At 42.4% G+C, this 17,008-nt stretch carries 17 protein-coding genes; 2 read left to right on the top strand and 15 right to left on the bottom strand.

Annotation, left to right across the window (positions count from 1 at the left end; translation table 11 throughout):
* Positions 1 to 163: 163 nt before the first annotated feature.
* The 10 genes from RB151_RS23125 to fkpA form a co-directional block, all read right to left on the bottom strand.
* Positions 164 to 328 (bottom strand): hypothetical protein, encoded by a 165-nt coding sequence (locus RB151_RS23125; protein ID WP_158516011.1) that lies wholly within the window; start codon positions 326 to 328, stop codon positions 164 to 166.
* 188 nt (positions 329 to 516) lie between these two features.
* Positions 517 to 1,701: an elongation factor Tu gene (tuf, locus tag RB151_RS01905; RefSeq protein WP_042847578.1), complete on the bottom strand. Its 1,185-nt coding sequence runs from the start codon at positions 1,699 to 1,701 to the stop codon at positions 517 to 519.
* Between the two features lie 78 nt (positions 1,702 to 1,779).
* Positions 1,780 to 3,906, bottom strand: coding sequence for an elongation factor G (gene fusA / locus RB151_RS01900; RefSeq protein ID WP_042847580.1), 2,127 nt, complete (start codon positions 3,904 to 3,906; stop codon positions 1,780 to 1,782).
* Between the two features lie 85 nt (positions 3,907 to 3,991).
* Positions 3,992 to 4,462 carry a 30S ribosomal protein S7 gene (rpsG, locus tag RB151_RS01895; protein WP_004262486.1) on the bottom strand — a complete coding sequence of 157 codons (471 nt, stop codon included), beginning with the start codon at positions 4,460 to 4,462 and terminating at the stop codon, positions 3,992 to 3,994.
* A gap of 98 nt (positions 4,463 to 4,560) precedes the next feature.
* Positions 4,561 to 4,935, bottom strand: coding sequence for a 30S ribosomal protein S12 (rpsL, locus tag RB151_RS01890; RefSeq protein WP_004923923.1), 375 nt, complete (start codon positions 4,933 to 4,935; stop codon positions 4,561 to 4,563).
* Between the two features lie 136 nt (positions 4,936 to 5,071).
* Positions 5,072 to 5,359, bottom strand: a complete 288-nt coding sequence (gene tusB, locus RB151_RS01885; protein WP_042847582.1) for a sulfurtransferase complex subunit TusB — start codon at positions 5,357 to 5,359, stop codon at positions 5,072 to 5,074.
* 39 nt (positions 5,360 to 5,398) lie between these two features.
* Positions 5,399 to 5,728: a sulfurtransferase complex subunit TusC gene (gene tusC, locus RB151_RS01880; protein WP_208292484.1), complete on the bottom strand. Its 330-nt coding sequence runs from the start codon at positions 5,726 to 5,728 to the stop codon at positions 5,399 to 5,401.
* 55 nt (positions 5,729 to 5,783) lie between these two features.
* The gene (gene tusD / locus RB151_RS01875) at positions 5,784 to 6,188 is read right to left on the bottom strand and encodes a sulfurtransferase complex subunit TusD (protein WP_042847585.1); all 405 of its coding nucleotides are present in this window, start codon (positions 6,186 to 6,188) and stop codon (positions 5,784 to 5,786) included.
* Entirely contained in the window at positions 6,185 to 6,889 is a 705-nt protein-coding gene (locus tag RB151_RS01870; protein ID WP_042847586.1) for a helix-turn-helix transcriptional regulator, read from the bottom strand. Before RB151_RS01870 ends, tusD begins: the two co-directional genes overlap by 4 nt.
* 1,073 nt (positions 6,890 to 7,962) lie before the next feature.
* Positions 7,963 to 8,706, bottom strand: a complete 744-nt coding sequence (fkpA, locus tag RB151_RS01860; protein ID WP_042847796.1) for an FKBP-type peptidyl-prolyl cis-trans isomerase — start codon at positions 8,704 to 8,706, stop codon at positions 7,963 to 7,965.
* A gap of 252 nt (positions 8,707 to 8,958) precedes the next feature.
* On the opposite strand from fkpA, the gene RB151_RS01855 reads away from it, so the two are divergent.
* On the top strand, positions 8,959 to 9,180 hold the full coding sequence (locus RB151_RS01855) for a SlyX family protein (RefSeq protein ID WP_042847589.1): 222 nt from the start codon (positions 8,959 to 8,961) through the stop codon (positions 9,178 to 9,180).
* A gap of 57 nt (positions 9,181 to 9,237) precedes the next feature.
* Here the strand turns inward: RB151_RS01855 and slyD are convergent, their stop codons facing one another.
* From slyD to kefG, 4 genes are all read right to left on the bottom strand, one after another.
* Positions 9,238 to 9,837, bottom strand: coding sequence for a peptidylprolyl isomerase (gene slyD / locus RB151_RS01850; protein ID WP_042847590.1), 600 nt, complete (start codon positions 9,835 to 9,837; stop codon positions 9,238 to 9,240).
* Between the two features lie 88 nt (positions 9,838 to 9,925).
* Positions 9,926 to 10,129, bottom strand: a complete 204-nt coding sequence (locus RB151_RS01845) for a YheV family putative zinc ribbon protein (protein WP_042847592.1) — start codon at positions 10,127 to 10,129, stop codon at positions 9,926 to 9,928.
* Between the two features lie 11 nt (positions 10,130 to 10,140).
* On the bottom strand, positions 10,141 to 11,946 hold the full coding sequence (gene kefB / locus RB151_RS01840; RefSeq protein WP_042847594.1) for a glutathione-regulated potassium-efflux system protein KefB: 1,806 nt from the start codon (positions 11,944 to 11,946) through the stop codon (positions 10,141 to 10,143).
* The gene (kefG, locus tag RB151_RS01835) at positions 11,946 to 12,500 is read right to left on the bottom strand and encodes a glutathione-regulated potassium-efflux system ancillary protein KefG (RefSeq protein WP_042847597.1); all 555 of its coding nucleotides are present in this window, start codon (positions 12,498 to 12,500) and stop codon (positions 11,946 to 11,948) included. Before kefG ends, kefB begins: the two co-directional genes overlap by 1 nt.
* Before the next feature lie 222 nt (positions 12,501 to 12,722).
* Here kefG and RB151_RS01830 point away from each other — a divergent pair, with 222 nt between their 5' ends.
* Entirely contained in the window at positions 12,723 to 14,657 is a 1,935-nt protein-coding gene (locus tag RB151_RS01830; RefSeq protein ID WP_048605410.1) for an ABC transporter ATP-binding protein, read from the top strand.
* Between the two features lie 75 nt (positions 14,658 to 14,732).
* Here RB151_RS01830 and adiA read toward each other — a convergent pair whose 3' ends face one another.
* Positions 14,733 to 17,000: an arginine decarboxylase gene (gene adiA, locus RB151_RS01825; protein WP_048605411.1), complete on the bottom strand. Its 2,268-nt coding sequence runs from the start codon at positions 16,998 to 17,000 to the stop codon at positions 14,733 to 14,735.
* Between the last annotated feature and the right edge of the window lie 8 nt (positions 17,001 to 17,008).

Below are 17,008 nucleotides of genomic sequence, written 5' to 3'. Positions count from 1 at the left end.
AACATATCCCCCAAATACTACCAACTCAACCTGTAGCACCTGATAAGGATATCAATAACATCACCTGCGAGTTAAAGGCGATTAGCCTTGTTTAATGGAGTTAAATTAGCGCTATTGGTTCTGCAAATACGACTAAATGCAGTCACATTCTATTTCGCAAGTACTATTTGTTGGCCAGTACTATCCATTTCACAAGTGCTATCCATTCCGCAGGAATTTCAGCATGCTCAGCAAATTTTTCAACCACACCAATAGGAAAATAACCTTCTTTTTTGTGGCAGCGGTAAAATATACCATATCTTCTGAGCAAAACCTTAATAAATCTCATATAACTGCGTAAAGTAAACAACGCAGTTACCAATTTATTGTTTCAAATCGTTGTTTCAGAGCCTATCTCACCAATAATTATATAAACGATTGATGAGATAGGTTCTTAATTTTGCAACGTATAAAAAGGACGTCTAATAGACGCCCTTTTTTACTAAAGTAGTTCTTTCTTATTCAGAAAGAGCGGTATTATGCAATGATTTTTGCAACAACACCCGCACCTACAGTACGGCCACCTTCACGGATTGCGAAACGTAAACCGTCGTCCATCGCGATTGGGTGGATCAGGGTAACGATCATGTTGATGTTATCACCTGGCATTACCATTTCTACGCCTTCTGGCAGTTCGATAGTACCTGTTACGTCAGTTGTACGGAAGTAGAACTGTGGACGGTAACCTTTGAAGAATGGAGTATGACGACCACCTTCATCTTTGCTCAGAATATAAACTTCTGATTCGAACTGAGTATGTGGCTTGATTGAACCTGGTTTAGCCAATACTTGACCACGTTGAATTTCTTCACGTTTTGTACCACGTAACAGAACACCAACGTTCTCACCTGCACGACCTTCGTCAAGCAGTTTACGGAACATTTCAACACCAGTACAGGTAGTTTTTACAGTGTCTTGGATACCAACGATTTCAACTTCTTCACCAACTTTGATGATACCACGCTCAACACGGCCTGTTACTACTGTACCACGACCTGAGATTGAGAATACGTCTTCGATTGGCAGCAGGAATGGCTTGTCAATTGCACGCTCTGGCTCTGGGATGTAAGAATCCAAGTGCTCTGCTAATTCAACAATTTTCGCTTCCCACTCTGGGTTGCCTTCCAGCGCTTTCAGAGCTGAACCACGAACAACTGGAGTGTCGTCGCCTGGGAAATCGTATTGAGACAGAAGTTCACGAACTTCCATTTCAACTAATTCTAACAGCTCTTCGTCGTCTACCATGTCACATTTGTTCAGGAAAACGATGATGTATGGAACACCAACCTGACGACCTAACAGGATGTGCTCACGAGTTTGTGGCATTGGGCCATCTGTCGCAGCAACAACCAGGATTGCACCGTCCATCTGAGCAGCACCAGTGATCATGTTTTTAACATAGTCGGCGTGTCCTGGGCAGTCTACGTGTGCGTAGTGGCGAGTTGGAGTATCGTACTCTACGTGAGAAGTAGAGATGGTGATACCACGCGCTTTTTCTTCTGGTGCGTTATCGATTTGATCGAATGCACGCGCTGCGCCGCCGTAAGTTTTAGCCAGAACAGTAGTGATAGCTGCTGTCAGAGTAGTTTTACCATGGTCAACGTGGCCGATAGTACCAACGTTAACGTGCGGTTTTGAACGTTCAAATTTTTCTTTAGACACGACTCTATTCCTTATGGAGTTCCCTCTTCACTATAAAGAAGGAACTTAAATTAAAGTAGTTAATCGATAAAAAACCGATTATTTAGCGTTACGAGCTTCGATAACAGCTTGTGCAACGTTGTTTGGTGCTTCATTGTACTTCAGGAACTCCATAGAGTATGAAGCACGACCTTGTGTCTGAGAACGCAGGTCAGTAGCATAACCGAACATTTCCGACAATGGTACTTGTGCACGAACGACTTTACCAGTAGGTAGGTCATCCATACCTTCAATCATACCACGACGACGGTTCAGGTCACCAATAACATCACCCATGTAGTCTTCTGGTGTTTCCACTTCGACTTTCATGATTGGCTCAAGCAGAACTGGTTTAGCTTTTTTGAAGCCATCTTTAAACGCGATTGATGCCGCAAGTTTAAACGCCAATTCAGAGGAGTCAACATCATGGTAAGAACCGAAATGTAGACGAACACCCATGTTAACCACAGGATAACCCGCTAATGGGCCAGATTTCAGCTGCTCTTGGATACCTTTGTCAACCGCAGGGATGTATTCAGTAGGAATTACACCACCTTTGATTTCGTTGACAAATTCGTAGTCCATTGGAGCACCGTCTTTATCGTTTTTGTCCAGTGGGAACATATCGATAACGACATGACCATACTGACCACGACCACCAGACTGTTTAGCGTGTTTACCTTCGATATCAGTCACTTTAGCAGTGATTGCTTCGCGGTAAGCTACTTGAGGTTTACCAACGTTCGCTTCAACTTTAAATTCGCGACGCATACGGTCAACCAGAACGTCCAAGTGCAATTCACCCATACCAGCGATGATAGTCTGATTCGTCTCTTCATCACTTGATACGCGGAAAGATGGATCTTCTTGCGCCAAACGGCCCAATGCGATACCCATTTTTTCTTGGTCAGCTTTAGTTTTTGGTTCGATTGCAACAGAGATTACTGGCTCTGGGAATTCCATACGCTCTAGGATGATTGGTGCATCAATCGCACATAAAGTATCACCTGTAGTAACGTCTTTCAGACCGATAGCTGCCGCGATGTCACCAGCGCGAACTTCTTTAATCTCTTCACGTTTATTAGCGTGCATCTGTACGATACGGCCAAAACGCTCTTTTTTCGCTTTAACTGCGTTCAATACTGTGTCACCTGAGTTAACAACACCAGAGTAAACACGGAAGAACGTCAAGTTACCCACGAATGGGTCAGTTGCAATTTTAAATGCTAATGATGAGAATGGCTCATCATCACTTGCGTGACGCTCAGCTGGAGTGTCTTTACCGTCGTCCAGAATACCATTGATCGCAGGTACATCTGTTGGCGCAGGTAAGTAATCAATAACTGCATCCAGCATCGCCTGAACACCTTTGTTCTTAAATGCAGAACCACAGGTAACCAGGATAATTTCACTTGCAAGAACACGTTGACGTAATGCAGCTTTAATTTCTGCTTCAGTCAGTTCTTCACCGCCCAGATATTTCTCCATCAGTTCTTCTGATGCTTCTGCTGCGGTTTCGATTAGGTTGTTGTGCCACTCTTCAGCTGCTTCTTGCATGTTCGCAGGGATATCTTCGTATTCGAAGGTAACGCCTTGGTCTTCATCGCTCCACTTGATTGCTTTCATTTTCAGCAAGTCAATAACACCAGTGAACGACTCTTCTGCGCCGACTGGTAATTGCAGTGGAACTGCGTTAGCTGCTAAACGTGTTTTTAATTGCTCAACAACACGTAAGAAGTTCGCACCCATACGGTCCATTTTGTTAACGAACGCAATACGTGGAACTTTATATTTGTTAGCCTGACGCCATACAGTTTCAGACTGTGGCTGAACACCACCAACCGCACAGTAAACCATTACTGCGCCATCAAGAACACGCATAGAACGTTCTACTTCGATGGTGAAGTCAACGTGTCCTGGGGTGTCGATGATGTTAACACGGTGTGGCTCATACTGTTTTGCCATACCAGACCAGAATGCAGTAGTCGCAGCAGATGTGATAGTAATACCACGCTCTTGCTCCTGCTCCATCCAGTCCATTGTTGCAGAACCTTCGTGAGTCTCACCAATTTTATGGTTTACACCAGTATAGAACAGAATACGTTCAGAAGTTGTGGTTTTACCGGCGTCGATGTGTGCACTGATACCGATATTACGATAACGTGCTATGGGCGTTTGACGGGCCATTTTTTCCTCTCTCGTGGGCGTTCATTTCTTCATATAAAGGGTAGCAAAGGCTACCCTGAGATACAGCACTAAGGTCGATAAAAAATTACCAACGGTAGTGTGCGAACGCCTTGTTAGCTTCTGCCATACGGTGAACGTCTTCACGTTTCTTAACAGCGGAACCTTTGTTCTCAGCAGCATCTGATAATTCGTTTGCCAGGCGCAGAGCCATAGATTTATCACCGCGTTTACGAGCAGCATCAACGATCCAACGCATTGCCAGGGCATTACGACGAACCGGGCGAACTTCAACTGGAACTTGGTAAGTTGAACCACCAACACGGCGGGATTTAACTTCCACAGTCGGACGCACGTTATCCAGTGCTAATTCGAATGCATCAAGTTCAGTTTTACCAGAACGCTGAGCAAGGGTCTCAAGTGCGTTATATACGATTGCTTCAGCAGTAGATTTTTTCCCGTCTACCATCAGGATATTTACAAATTTGGCCAGTAATTCTGATCCGAACTTAGGATCTGGAAGAATTTTACGTTGACCTATTACGCGACGACGTGGCATGGATATGACTCCGTTGTTAATTCAGGTTTGTCCAAAACTCTACGAGTTTATTTTGACATTAAGATTAAAAATGTTTGGCCTTACTTAACGGATATCCATTAAGCCTTAGGCTTTTTAGCGCCGTACTTAGAACGTGCTTGTTTGCGGTCTTTAACACCAGAACAGTCCAGTGCTCCGCGAACGGTGTGATAACGCACACCTGGCAAGTCTTTAACACGACCACCACGGATAAGAATTACGGAGTGTTCCTGCAAGTTGTGGCCTTCACCACCAATGTAGGAAGAAACTTCATAACCATTAGTTAAACGAACACGGCATACTTTACGTAATGCTGAGTTTGGTTTTTTAGGAGTAGTAGTATATACACGTGTACATACACCACGTTTTTGCGGGCAAGCTTCCAGCGCTGGAACGTTGCTTTTCACAACTTTCGAGCTACGGGATTTGCGTACCAGCTGATTAATAGTTGCCATTATTAAAAAAGCTCCTGGTTTTTTTGCTTCGTAAACACGGATTTCGACCTCGTTCGCCAACATGACGATACACGAGGACGCGAAATTTTATTGCTGACTGGCTCAGGTGTCAAGAAATATACAACTTTTAGTGCCTTTATATGGCAAAATGTTGTTTTTGGACTTCTGTTAGCTTCACAAAACCTTGATAAGTGATTACAGAAACTGCGTTTGAGAGGGAATTTTGTAACCCCCGCGCGTTGATGTCTACATCCAATGCATACAACTGAGCCCCTGTTTTTTGCAATGCATCAAGGTAAGGCGACTGCTGTACCGCGACAACCACGCCATCTTGCATCAGTAAAACTACGTCTTTATCAGTAATTAAACGTAACACTGCCGAAAAATCACAACTAAACGGAGATGTTGCTAATGTATACAGCATAGAAAAGATCCTATCATAGATCAAAAACCACACAAAAGATTAAAATCTAAGCACCACATCGCATTCCGCAATTTTCTTGCGAATCTCTTCAACGCCAAGGATCTTAGGCGGGACTACCCATTCATGATGTTCATCCAACCCTCTTTCTTGCATAGAAGCGCGGCAAAGATAAATATTTTCAATATCATACAGCGGTAAAATTTTAAACGTAGCGATGTAATCTCGGGCCAGAACTTTGCTAGGTTGTTGTTTTGCAAGAAGCTGAAAAATACCATCAGAAATAAAAAATACATTAATGTCTTCTGTCAGCGCTGAAGTCGCCAATAAGGCATCTAACCCTTCTCGGCCACTTGCATTTCCATGAGGCATAGTTGTAAAGACAAAGGCAATTTTTTTCACACAATACCTTAGTGTTGGGCTGTTCTTAGAATTGGACTGTTCTGTCTGTGGTCATCATAGCCTCGGCTAAGCTCCCTAAGCCGCTCATGATGAAGCCATTTGCAAGATTAGCGACGGGCAGCGTTAAATTTTGCGCTTGTTCTTGGTCAACGATACCCCGTCGTAATGCGGCAGAAACACAAATGTGCATTTCACACCCTGATTGCTCTGCCAGTTCCTGCCATGCTGCAACTAAATTAAATTCATCCGTTGCAGGCGAGGTCAACAAATTAGCATTGGTCACCCCTTCCCGATAAAAAAATAGGGTTTTCAATTGGTGCCCTTCTGCAAGAAGGGCTTTCGCAAATTGGAACGCACTTGTGGCTTGTTGTGTTCCATAAGCCGGACCAGTAACTAATAAACAGTAACTTAATGAATTTACGTGACTCATTCACCGCTCTTGAATTGACGAATATATAAATAAACTGTGTGTTTAGAAATATTCAGGCGATCAGCAACTTGGTTTATCGCGTCTTTGATATCGAAAATCCCTTTTTCATAAAGGTTAAGTACTACCTGCTTGTTTTTCGCATTATTCGAAACATTACGGTCATTACCGACTTCTTCGATAGTATATTCCAGTGTTTGTGCAACAAGATCGTCAACAGAAGATGCAAAGTTAACATCTGAAGTGACTTCTTGTTTTGTTTCTGGAACAAACGATTGAATAATTTCAGAGAATGGCACATCCAAGTTCATATTAATACATAGCAAGCCAATAACACGCTGCTTACGATTACGGATAGCAATCGTCACTGATTTCATTAAATCGCCACTTTTGGCTTTCGTAAAATAAGCCTTGGAAGCGTTGGATTCTTCATCTGCCATATCATGCAACATGCGCAGTGCGAGATCCGTTATCGGCGAGCCAATTTTACGACCAGTGTGTTGCCCATTCGCTATTCTCACTGCTGAACAGTTTAGGTCTTCCAAAGAATGAAGAACAATTTCGCAGTGCCCACCAATTAACATTGCTAAGCCATCAACCGCCGCTTCATATGATTTTAAGATTTCGTGGTCGGTCTCAGTAAACGGCTGGTTATCCAGTATATTGATATCGCTGAGGTCGTGTGACTGTAAAGAATCTGACATTTTCAACATCATCCTTCTAAATGTAAAAATTCATCCCGTTGACTAATAAGGCATTCATTATTCGACTAATTTACCTTAATTATACGACTTGTAATCAACAATTATGATGATAAAAAATAAAATAGAGTCTTGTGAAGTTAAAACTCCAAGACGTTGCCGTCAAGCGAATGAATGCAAGACAGTCTGTTTTATCACAAGTTTTAAACAATTTGAGGATTTTTTTACCGAAAGTTCATCAAGGTTTGCTTCTGTCGCCACTATCATGGTGTGGCTTATCTGCAACTTACTCATTAACCGGGAGTACCTCGACTTAGCAAGATCTATAACAGAGTAAATTTAGTTTTTTCGTTATTCATATAAATGGGACTATTCGCGATAGTGATTTATTATTAATAATATATGTAAAACCAACTCATAATTATTAATTAAATAATAAAGGTATAATTATTTACAATTTTACTTAGCTGAAATAACACCAAAAACTCACCATTATAATTAAAAAGCAATTTCACTAAAAAATTTTATTAATTCGTAAGGTTTCTTATGCCAAAATACAAATCTATAGTTCTAACTATTTACTTTCTAATAGTTTCATTCAATGAAATATATGACTTATTACTGTTAATCACCGGCATTGTAACAGTGTACATCGATGAACTGACTATCTATTCAATAGCCTTTACTTTACTAATTATGGTAATGCGCTCACTGTTACTTACCTCTGTTCTAAATTATTCATTACATATCAAATCCATAATTAAACGTATTTTTATGTTAGCTATTTCATTAGTATTAATCGTTGATGCGATTAACCTTTTTGTTTTTTATTTATCAGATATTGACATTTCATATTTTACGCCTTTCCATATCATTAGAAACTCACCTAAAACATTTATATTTTTAACCGTATTATCTACTGTATTTTCTTTATTTTTAAATAAGGAGCTTTCATGGCAGGAAACAAAGATATCTTATAGATGCTAATGAGTCGCCATAGAGATAATTAAAATGCTTTATACAAAAAAAACCCAAGACCTGACGCCTTGGGCTCTTGAAACAAACTTTATTTGCGCTTATTTAGCCGCTGGTTTGATATCTAATAATTCAACATCAAAGACTAAAGTTGAGTTTGCAGGGATACCCGGAACGCCGTTTTCGCCATACGCTAAATCAGCAGGGATCACTAACTGCATTTTACCGCCTTTTTTCAGGTTAACTAGGCCTTCAGTCCAGCCTTTAATGACTGAGTTTAAAGGAATAGTCAGTGGCTCATTACGTGTGTATGAGCTGTCAAATTCAGTACCATCAATCAGAGAACCTTTGTAGTGAACAACAACTGTTTCGTCTGCTTTAGGTTTTGCACCTGTACCTTCTTTTTCAATTTTGTACAGTAAGCCAGACTTAGTTTTTACTACGCCTTTTTCTTTCGCATATTTTTCGCGGTACTCAGCACCTTTTTTCTCATTGCTTGCTGATTCTTCTTTCATTTTTTTGTCGGCAGCTTCTTTGACTTGCCCTTCAAATTGACGCAGTGTTTCTTCAACCTCTGCATCCGTCATTTTGCTTTTGCCATTGAAAGCATCTTGAACACCCGCCAGTAATTGAGCGTTATCCAAGTTAATACCAATGGTTTTTTGTTCTTCTAAAGAATTCTGCATGTAGCGGCCTAATGAAGCACCTAATGCATACGCATTACGCTCTTCTGCGTTTTTGAATGCGCTGCTTTGTGCTTTGGCTTCCGCTGCCATCACCTGTGGAGCAGCGAAAGTAAATGCTAGCGTAGTTGCTAAAAGGCTTGCCTTAAACAGTGATTTCATCCTAATCTCCGATAACTTTTATTCGAGTATGTTCGAATAGCGAACTATTCGTTTTTATGTTTATTGATAATCAACTTTTAACTTTAGAAACTGATTACCAATTAGTATAGAAAAAAATAAGAATTTCTTAGACTACATTAACAAAAAGAGGTTTCATCGCCTACATCTTTAACTAAAACTTATCTATGGATTTGTAATGTTCGGTTATTATGATGGTTTAATTATGACAAATACATCTAAGGAGAGTCGAAGATGGGCTCATCTGATACATTAGAACAACGTTTAGAACTTTTAGAAAGCAAAGTCGCCTTTCAAGAATTGGCGATTGAACAACTCAACCAGGTTATCACCGACCAACAAATGCAACTTAACCGTATGCAAGAGCATTTACGCATTGTGACGGAAAGGCTGAAATCTTCGCAAGATAGCCATTTAGCAAGGCCAGAAGAAGAAACACCCCCTCCTCATTATTAATTAGGCCACAAAAAAGGAAGCTTTCGCTTCCTTCTAATACTTAGCTATTGCTAGTTATTAATGGCAACCGCAGCCGCCTTGTTTGTGACCATGGCCTTCGCCACCGCCACAACAACCGCCTTCTGAGCCGTGGCTATGACCGCCACCGCCACAGCAACCACCTTCGTGGTCGTGGTCATGGTCGTGACCGCCTGCACCATGAACGTGCCCATGTGCAATTTCTTCTTCTGTTGCTTCACGAATAGCCATGACTTCAACATTAAATTTCAAGTTTTGGCCTGCTAACATGTGGTTACCATCAACGATAACTTCATCACCTTCAATACCGGTGATTTCAACAGGAACTGGGCCCATGTCAGTGTCAGCTAAGAAACGCATACCCACTTCTAGCTCATCAACGCCCATGAATACATCTTTAGGAACGCGTTGAACTAAGTTGTCATCGTATTGACCATATGCATCGTCTGAAGCAACTTCAACATCAAAGTTTTCACCGACAGCACGGCCTTCTAATGCTTTTTCTAGACCTGAAATTAAAGACCCACGGCCATGCAAATAGTCCATTGGCGCGCTTGCTGGGGACTCATCAACTAAAACACCGTCTTCTGTTCTTACTTGATAAGCCAAGCTGACCACCAAGTCTTTTGCTACTTTCATGACATCTCCTACTACCCATATGGGGAAAATTTTTCTGCCAATTGTACCGAAAAACTATAGTGATGTATTGAGAATTGACAAAATTCTCTCATTCAGGTGTAAAAATCCCTATAACTTGCTCTTTTTCCCTAATATGCCCAGTTGTTTCATCCCCAGCTTGACGCTGCTGATCGCCACAATTGACACATTCAACTACATCAATTTTATCTTCACGCCACATCATTAACGTGTCTTGTGACTTACATTTAGGGCAAATTGCACCTGCAATAAACCGTTTACGTGTTGACGACATGTTGGTTTCCTTTATTCATCTTTATTCCAGCCATGTGGCTGGCGATGCTCTCTAAGCATTTCTTTTTCAAACAGCTCATTTAACTCGCGCCTTGCCTCTTTGACACGAGAAACTTGGCCGCTATCCCCTTCATTTTCAGGAATAATCTCTCTAAGCACACGCATATCTAGACGGCGGAAATGTTGTTTAGCTCGGTATGCTTTATGTGGATGCATACCGGTACTAATTAATGCCTTACTCCCCAATTCTAATGCGCTAGAGAAGGTTTCTCGACTAAAGTCAGTGACACCACTTTGCAATAATTCGTGTGCCTCTACACGGCCTTTCGCGCGTGCGATGATATGTAAATTAGGGAAATTCTCTTGGCATAAATGTACAATTTCCATAACTTCTTCGGGCACATCACTAGTGATCACAATTGCCTTCGCTTTTTCTGCTCCCGCTGAGCGCAATAATTGTAGCTCACGCGCATCCCCATAATAAACAGTATAGCCATAGCGCCGCATTGTACCTATCGCTGTAACATCCTGTTCAAGTACGGTAATTTTGACTTTATTGGCCATTAATAGGCGGCCTACCACTTGCCCCATACGACCAAAACCAACCAAAATAACATGAGGGTCGTTATCTTCGACAAATGGTTTTTCACTTGACGTTGGTTGCCGATTATAGCGGTAGTTCAGATAAGCATCTATCAACTGCATCACAAGTGGTGTTGTCATCATAGAAAGGGTGACGACCACCAATAAGAGGTCCATTTGGCGCTCGTCAATCACACTTGCACCAGATGCGGTTGCGTAAATGACAAAAGCAAATTCCCCGCCTTGACTTAAAACACCAGAAAATTGTGCTCTAGCACCATTCCTAAGCCTTGCTGCATGGCTCAGGCCATAAAGGACAAGGGCTTTTACCGCGACAAGAATGACCACAGCAACCAAAACTTGTGGTAAATACGCCCAGAGTATTTGTAAATTTAGTGACATCCCAACTGAGATAAAAAATAACCCCAGCAATAGCCCTTTGAATGGCTCAATATTAATTTCGAGTTCATGGCGAAATTCTGTTTCTGCTAGCATCACACCTGCCATAAACGTCCCTAATGCCATAGAGAACCCAAGGCTTTCCATTATTAATGCAGACCCTAACACTACCAATAGTGCTGCAGCTGTAAAAATTTCATGTACGCCTGATTTCGCCGCTAATTTAAACATTGGGCGTAACAAGTAACGCCCCACCACCCATAAACCGGCAAATGCGATAACTTTTAAGCCAATCTTTTGCCAATCACTTGTGGCTGAATCCCCAGCTAATAAGGGGATCAATGCCATAATGGGGATCACCGCCATATCTTGGAATAACAACACAGAAAAACCAAGCTGCCCGCTTTCTTTGTTGGACATGCCTTTTTCATTCATGAGTTGCAAAGCCATAGCGGTTGAAGACATTGCCATCCCCAGCCCACCAACCACAGCAGCTTGCCAAGAAAACTTCGCTAAAAATAACAGTGATGCCATTATTGCCGCAGTAACAACCACCTGCACGGTTCCTACACCAAAAATAGAGCGCCTAAGTTCCCACAGTTTAGATGGTTTTAACTCTAAACCAATTAAGAACATTAGGAATACCACCCCCATTTCAGAGAAATGTAAAATGTCATCGACGTTATGAATAAAGCCCAAAACAAATGGCCCAATCATAATCCCCGCGAGTAAATACCCAAGCACCGCCCCTAAACGGATTTTTTGTGCAATAGGTACCATCACCACACCGGCACATAAAAAAATAATGACAGATTCAAATAGCCCCAATTCTGACATTAGGAGAGCCCTCCCGCGCTTAGCGGTTGTTGTATCCATTGACGGTAGTCATCAATCAGCTGTTGAAACCGCTCAGTGGGCTGCCGACGTGCTGCATAAATAATGATAGGTTCCAACCATTGCATATCACACATCAATGCGGTCAATTCAAATGGTCGAAGTATTTCGTTAAGTGGGTAATGATTATAGCCGTCATGTTGATATGCATGAATGGGTTCGCCTGTCGTGATCACAGAACGCCAGTATTTCCCTTTCAGTTTTTGATAGCCCATCTCCGTTGCAAAACGGCGCGTTAAAACACGGTCAAACCATTCTTTCAACAACGCAGGGCAACTATAAGTATAGAGAGGGTGTTGAAAAACAATGATATCGTGCTGGCACAGTAATTCTTGTTCCGCAGTTACATCAATAAAATAATCAGGATAGGTTGCGTATAAATCATGGACTGTCACATGTTCAAAACCACACACCACACTAAGCAATGCCTTGTTAGCAATAGACTCATCAGGGTCTGGGTGAGCGTAGATCACCAGTACTTTAGGTGTATTTGACATCTTTCCCTCCTCAAAGGCGTGTCAGACGGAACATTTTCCGTTACCATGCAGCCTGCTATACTCGTCATACTTCACGTTGCTGTGTTGTTGACTACGCGCATTCGCACTAGTCACCTACTTAAATAGGCTCCTAGCGACTCATTTGCTTGTCGCCTAACAGCACCGTGAATTATTTAGAGTATATACGTTGATAATTTAACATATTTTTAATAGACGGTTGCTATGATTGTTTTCTCTTCACTCCAAATTCGCCGAGGTGTTCGTATCCTACTGGATAACGCCACTGCGACGATTAACCCTGGCCAAAAAGTTGGTTTAGTGGGTAAAAACGGCTGCGGTAAATCGACCCTTCTAGCACTATTAAAAGGCGAATTACAAGCTGAAGCAGGTTCTGCAACCTTCCCAAGTAATTGGTCTATGGCATGGGTCAACCAAGAAACCCCTGCCCTTGATGTCCCTGCCCTTGAGTATGTGATTGACGGTGACCGTGAGTTCCGCGCCCTAGAACAAAAACTACAACAAGCCAATGAAAAAAATGATGGCCATGCCATTGCGGTTATCCATGGGCAACTCGATGCAATTGATGCATGGACAATCCGTTCTCGCGCATCCAGCTTGCTACACGGCTTAGGCTTTAGCCAAGCGCAATTAGACTCACCAGTGAAATCTTTTTCTGGTGGGTGGCGTATGCGTTTGAACCTCGCTCAGGCTCTACTTTGCCGTTCTGACCTATTACTACTCGATGAACCAACTAACCACCTTGATTTAGATGCGGTTATTTGGTTAGAAAAGTGGCTTAAAGGCTACCAAGGTACATTAATTTTAATTTCCCATGATAGGGATTTCCTTGATCCAATTATTGATAAAGTCCTGCATATAGAACAAGAAAGCCTGTTCGAATACACGGGCAACTATTCTTCTTTTGAGCGCCAACGTGCAACTAAATTAGCACAACAACAAGCGTTGTATGAAAGCCAACAAGCAAAAGCCGCTCATTTACAAAGCTATATTGACCGTTTTAGAGTGCAAGCGACAAAGGCCAAGCAAGCGCAAAGCCGTATTAAGATGTTAGAAAAAATGGAAATGGTGGCGCCCGCTCATGTGGATAACCCGTTCCATTTTTCATTCCGCAAACCTGAAAGCTTACCTAATCCATTATTAAAGATGGAAAAAGTCAGTGCGGGTTATGGCGAAAAAGTCATTTTGCAATCGATAAAATTGAATTTAGTGCCCGGTTCACGTATTGGTTTATTAGGCCGTAATGGTGCTGGTAAATCCACCTTAATTAAAATGCTAGCTGGCGATTTACCACCATTACAAGGGGAGATCTCCCTCGCTAAAGGTATTAAGTTAGGTTACTTTGCTCAGCATCAATTAGAGTATCTGCATCCTGAAGAATCGCCCTTGCAGCATCTAGCTCGTTTGGCTCCTGAGCAAACTGAGCAGCAGTTACGCGACTATTTAGGCGGTTTTGGCTTTAAGGGTGACCAAGTGACAGACCCTAGTGGCCGTTTCTCTGGCGGTGAAAAAGCACGCTTAGTCTTAGCGTTGATTGTTTGGCAGCGCCCGAATCTGTTGTTACTCGATGAACCAACCAACCACTTGGATTTAGACATGCGCCAAGCGTTGACAGAAGCCTTAATGGCATTTGAAGGGGCTTTAGTGGTGGTTTCCCATGATAGGCATTTATTGCGCTCAACTACCGATGAGCTGTATTTAGTTCACGGCGGCGCGGTCGAGCAATTTGATGGTGATTTAGAAGATTACCAACAATGGCTTGCCGAGCAAAACAAGCTGGAACTACAGCAAGTCCGAGATCAACAAGAAAAAGATAAGCCTGCGGCAACTTCAACAGTCACCGCCCAAGATAGAAAAGACCAAAAGCGCCGCGAAGCAGAGTTCCGTCAACTGACTCAGCCAATCCGTAAAAAAATCACGGAATTGGAAAAGCAGATGGATAAACATTCCAACGCCCTGAGTGAGCTAGAGGCAAAACTTTCTGATGCAGCTATCTATGAACAAGATAAAAAAGCCGATTTGGCAGAATGTTTGAAAAAGCAGACTGAGCACAAATCAGCACTTGAAGACGTTGAAATGGAATGGATGGAGCTGCAAGAACAGTTAGAAACCATGACCAGTGAGTTTGAAATAAATTAGTTATAAAACATCACAATTCCTTAAAATCACGAAAAGCTATCTTTGATAGCTTTTCGTTTTTATCATAGTTGAATCTTATCCTTTCACACACATCACATAATACTGCCCATCGATAATTTCAGTCCCTTCGGTTTCGTGTTCAAAACCGGGGAACTCACTGTCCCACGCTTGCAAGCTATGCAAGTAACCGATATGTGGACTATTTTTATCACCGAAGCTTTCACCTGATAACAACATTGGGATACCCGGTGGATACGGAATTATTGAGTTAGCAGCAATGCGCCCTGCCAATTTATCAAGGGGCACCGCTTCAACACGGTTAGCGACAATCTCTTGGTACGCATCCCTTGGGCTCATCATTACTTCAGGCAGTTGCTCATAAGCTTGGTTCAGTTGCCCTCCGGGGTTATTTTTTTGCAGATAAGTGAACATTTTATCACCTAAGTCACGTAACCCCATATGACCATAAATCTCAGGAGCGGTTTCCACCACTTCCGGTAATACCTTCTTCAGCCCAGTATTATTGTCATAGTGGCGTTTAAAAGACAGCAGCGCATTGACCAAAGTCCCCCACTTCCCTTTGGTGATCCCCATAGAAAACAAGAACATAATCTGGAAGTCAGTGGTGCGGGTCGGCACAATACCATAATGATTTAGCCACGCGGTCACTAGTGCCGCGGGTACACCTGTACCCAGCAGTTTGCCATCCTCCCCCATTCCCGGTGACAAAATACTGACTTTAATTGGGTCAAGCATCGCCCAGTTTTCAGGGATATCCTTAAAACCGTGCCATTTATCTTCAGGATTCATTACCCAGCAGCTTTGCTCTTTCATCAACAATTCAACAGGGGCTTCTTCAAAGGCATAACCTTTACCTGTTGCAGGGTCTTTCACCATTTCCTGATTCCATGGTTTAAAGAACCATTCATCATCGTTAAGAAACTCTTTATACAAGTAACCTAATGATTGGCGAAAATCGATAGCTTCACGAATAACTTCATCTGTCAAAGAACGCCCACTATTACCATCCATCATATCTGCTGCGATATCATTCGAGGCACAAATCGCATACAGCGGTGAGGTGGTGGCATGCATATGATAAGCCTGATTAAAGCGATTGAAATCAATAGCATTACGGCCATTTCGGATATGAATAAATGAGGCTTGTGAAAGCGCGTTAAGTAATTTATGAGTGGAGTGTGTAGCAAAGATGGTCGGTTCATCGCCATTTCGTGGTTCATCCCGCATGGCAAAATGGCCATGATAAATTGGGTTAAAACGTGCATAACCGTACCATGCCTCATCGAAATGGATTCTATCTAAGGATTTATCGAGTAAATCTTGCACCTTACGTGCATGGTAGCAAACACCGTCATAGGTGCAATTGGTTACCACGCTATAAGCTGGGCGTTTGCCGATTTTATCCGATGTTAGTGGATTTTGAGCGATTTTTTCAGTGATCGCTTCCGGCGTCATCTCTGTCGGGTAAATTGGCCCAATAATTCCGTAGCGGTTACGACTCGGGGTCATGTATACGGGCTTAGCTCCGGTAAGGATCAGCCCTTGTTCGATAGATTTATGGCAATTTCGATCGATTACCACCACATCTTCATCAGTCATACAGGCTTGCATAATGGTTCGATTGGAGCCCGAGGTTCCCACAACCACGGAATAAGACTGGTCAGCCCCGAAAATACGCGCTGCATTTTTTTCGCACTCACCAAAAGCACCGGTATGATCCAGTAATGAGCCTACTGCGACGCGTTCAATACCAATATCAGTACGAAATAAATTTTCACCAAAAAAATCATGATAAATGCGGCCCGCAGGGGTTTTGGTAAAACCAACGCCACCTTGGTGACCCGGTGCTGCCCACGAGTATTCATGTACATCGCTATATTTAATTAAGCTTTTCATCAGTGGCGGCAATAATTGCGCACGATAACGAATAATAGCGGCGAGGACGCGCCCTGCGATAAAATCAGCTGAATCTTCTAAAATCCATGCAAACTCATCGACTTGTTCCATCATTTTTCGGTCAAATGCCGTTAAAGCTTCTTCGCGATCACTCAATAAAAAAACGGGGACATCTTCTTGGCGGCGATGAAGTTGAGTAATTAATTGATGTGCTTGTGTTTGTTCTTGTTTGTCGGACATATCACGCCCATATAACAAACAATCAATGCTGGTATTCGAGCGAATGTATGCCATTCCATCTTCAAAATCGCGGATAATCACGGTCTCTACGTGTTCATCATTAAGCTCACTAGCAAGCCTTGCTACGGCATGGCTGATAACGGAATCTTCGTCGGTTAACTCAGTATAAACAATGAGTGCTCTCATCAATAATT

The sequence above is a fragment of the Providencia rettgeri genome, from assembly GCF_001874625.1.
Taxonomy (GTDB): domain Bacteria; phylum Pseudomonadota; class Gammaproteobacteria; order Enterobacterales; family Enterobacteriaceae; genus Providencia; species Providencia huashanensis.
The sequence above is the reverse complement of the archived record's forward strand: the minus strand, read 5'-3'. Positions and strand labels throughout refer to the sequence as shown.

Bases quoted from the DNA above. Each gene is read 5' to 3' on its own strand.
- RB151_RS23125 (WP_158516011.1), bottom strand. From the start codon at position 328: ATGAGATTTATTAAGGTTTTGCTCAGAAGATATGGTATATTTTACCGC.
- fusA (WP_042847580.1), bottom strand. From the start codon at position 3,906: ATGGCCCGTCAAACGCCCATAGCACGTTATCGTAATATCGGTATCAGT.
- rpsG (WP_004262486.1), bottom strand. From the start codon at position 4,462: ATGCCACGTCGTCGCGTAATAGGTCAACGTAAAATTCTTCCAGATCCT.
- rpsL (WP_004923923.1), bottom strand. From the start codon at position 4,935: ATGGCAACTATTAATCAGCTGGTACGCAAATCCCGTAGCTCGAAAGTT.
- tusB (WP_042847582.1), bottom strand. From the start codon at position 5,359: ATGCTGTATACATTAGCAACATCTCCGTTTAGTTGTGATTTTTCGGCA.
- tusC (WP_208292484.1), bottom strand. From the start codon at position 5,728: ATGCCTCATGGAAATGCAAGTGGCCGAGAAGGGTTAGATGCCTTATTG.
- tusD (WP_042847585.1), bottom strand. From the start codon at position 6,188: ATGAGTCACGTAAATTCATTAAGTTACTGTTTATTAGTTACTGGTCCG.
- RB151_RS01870 (WP_042847586.1), bottom strand. From the start codon at position 6,889: ATGTCAGATTCTTTACAGTCACACGACCTCAGCGATATCAATATACTG.
- fkpA (WP_042847796.1), bottom strand. From the start codon at position 8,706: ATGAAATCACTGTTTAAGGCAAGCCTTTTAGCAACTACGCTAGCATTT.
- RB151_RS01855 (WP_042847589.1), top strand. From the start codon at position 8,959: ATGGGCTCATCTGATACATTAGAACAACGTTTAGAACTTTTAGAAAGC.
- slyD (WP_042847590.1), bottom strand. From the start codon at position 9,837: ATGAAAGTAGCAAAAGACTTGGTGGTCAGCTTGGCTTATCAAGTAAGA.
- RB151_RS01845 (WP_042847592.1), bottom strand. From the start codon at position 10,129: ATGTCGTCAACACGTAAACGGTTTATTGCAGGTGCAATTTGCCCTAAA.
- kefB (WP_042847594.1), bottom strand. From the start codon at position 11,946: ATGTCAGAATTGGGGCTATTTGAATCTGTCATTATTTTTTTATGTGCC.
- kefG (WP_042847597.1), bottom strand. From the start codon at position 12,500: ATGTCAAATACACCTAAAGTACTGGTGATCTACGCTCACCCAGACCCT.
- RB151_RS01830 (WP_048605410.1), top strand. From the start codon at position 12,723: ATGATTGTTTTCTCTTCACTCCAAATTCGCCGAGGTGTTCGTATCCTA.
- adiA (WP_048605411.1), bottom strand. From the start codon at position 17,000: ATGAGAGCACTCATTGTTTATACTGAGTTAACCGACGAAGATTCCGTT.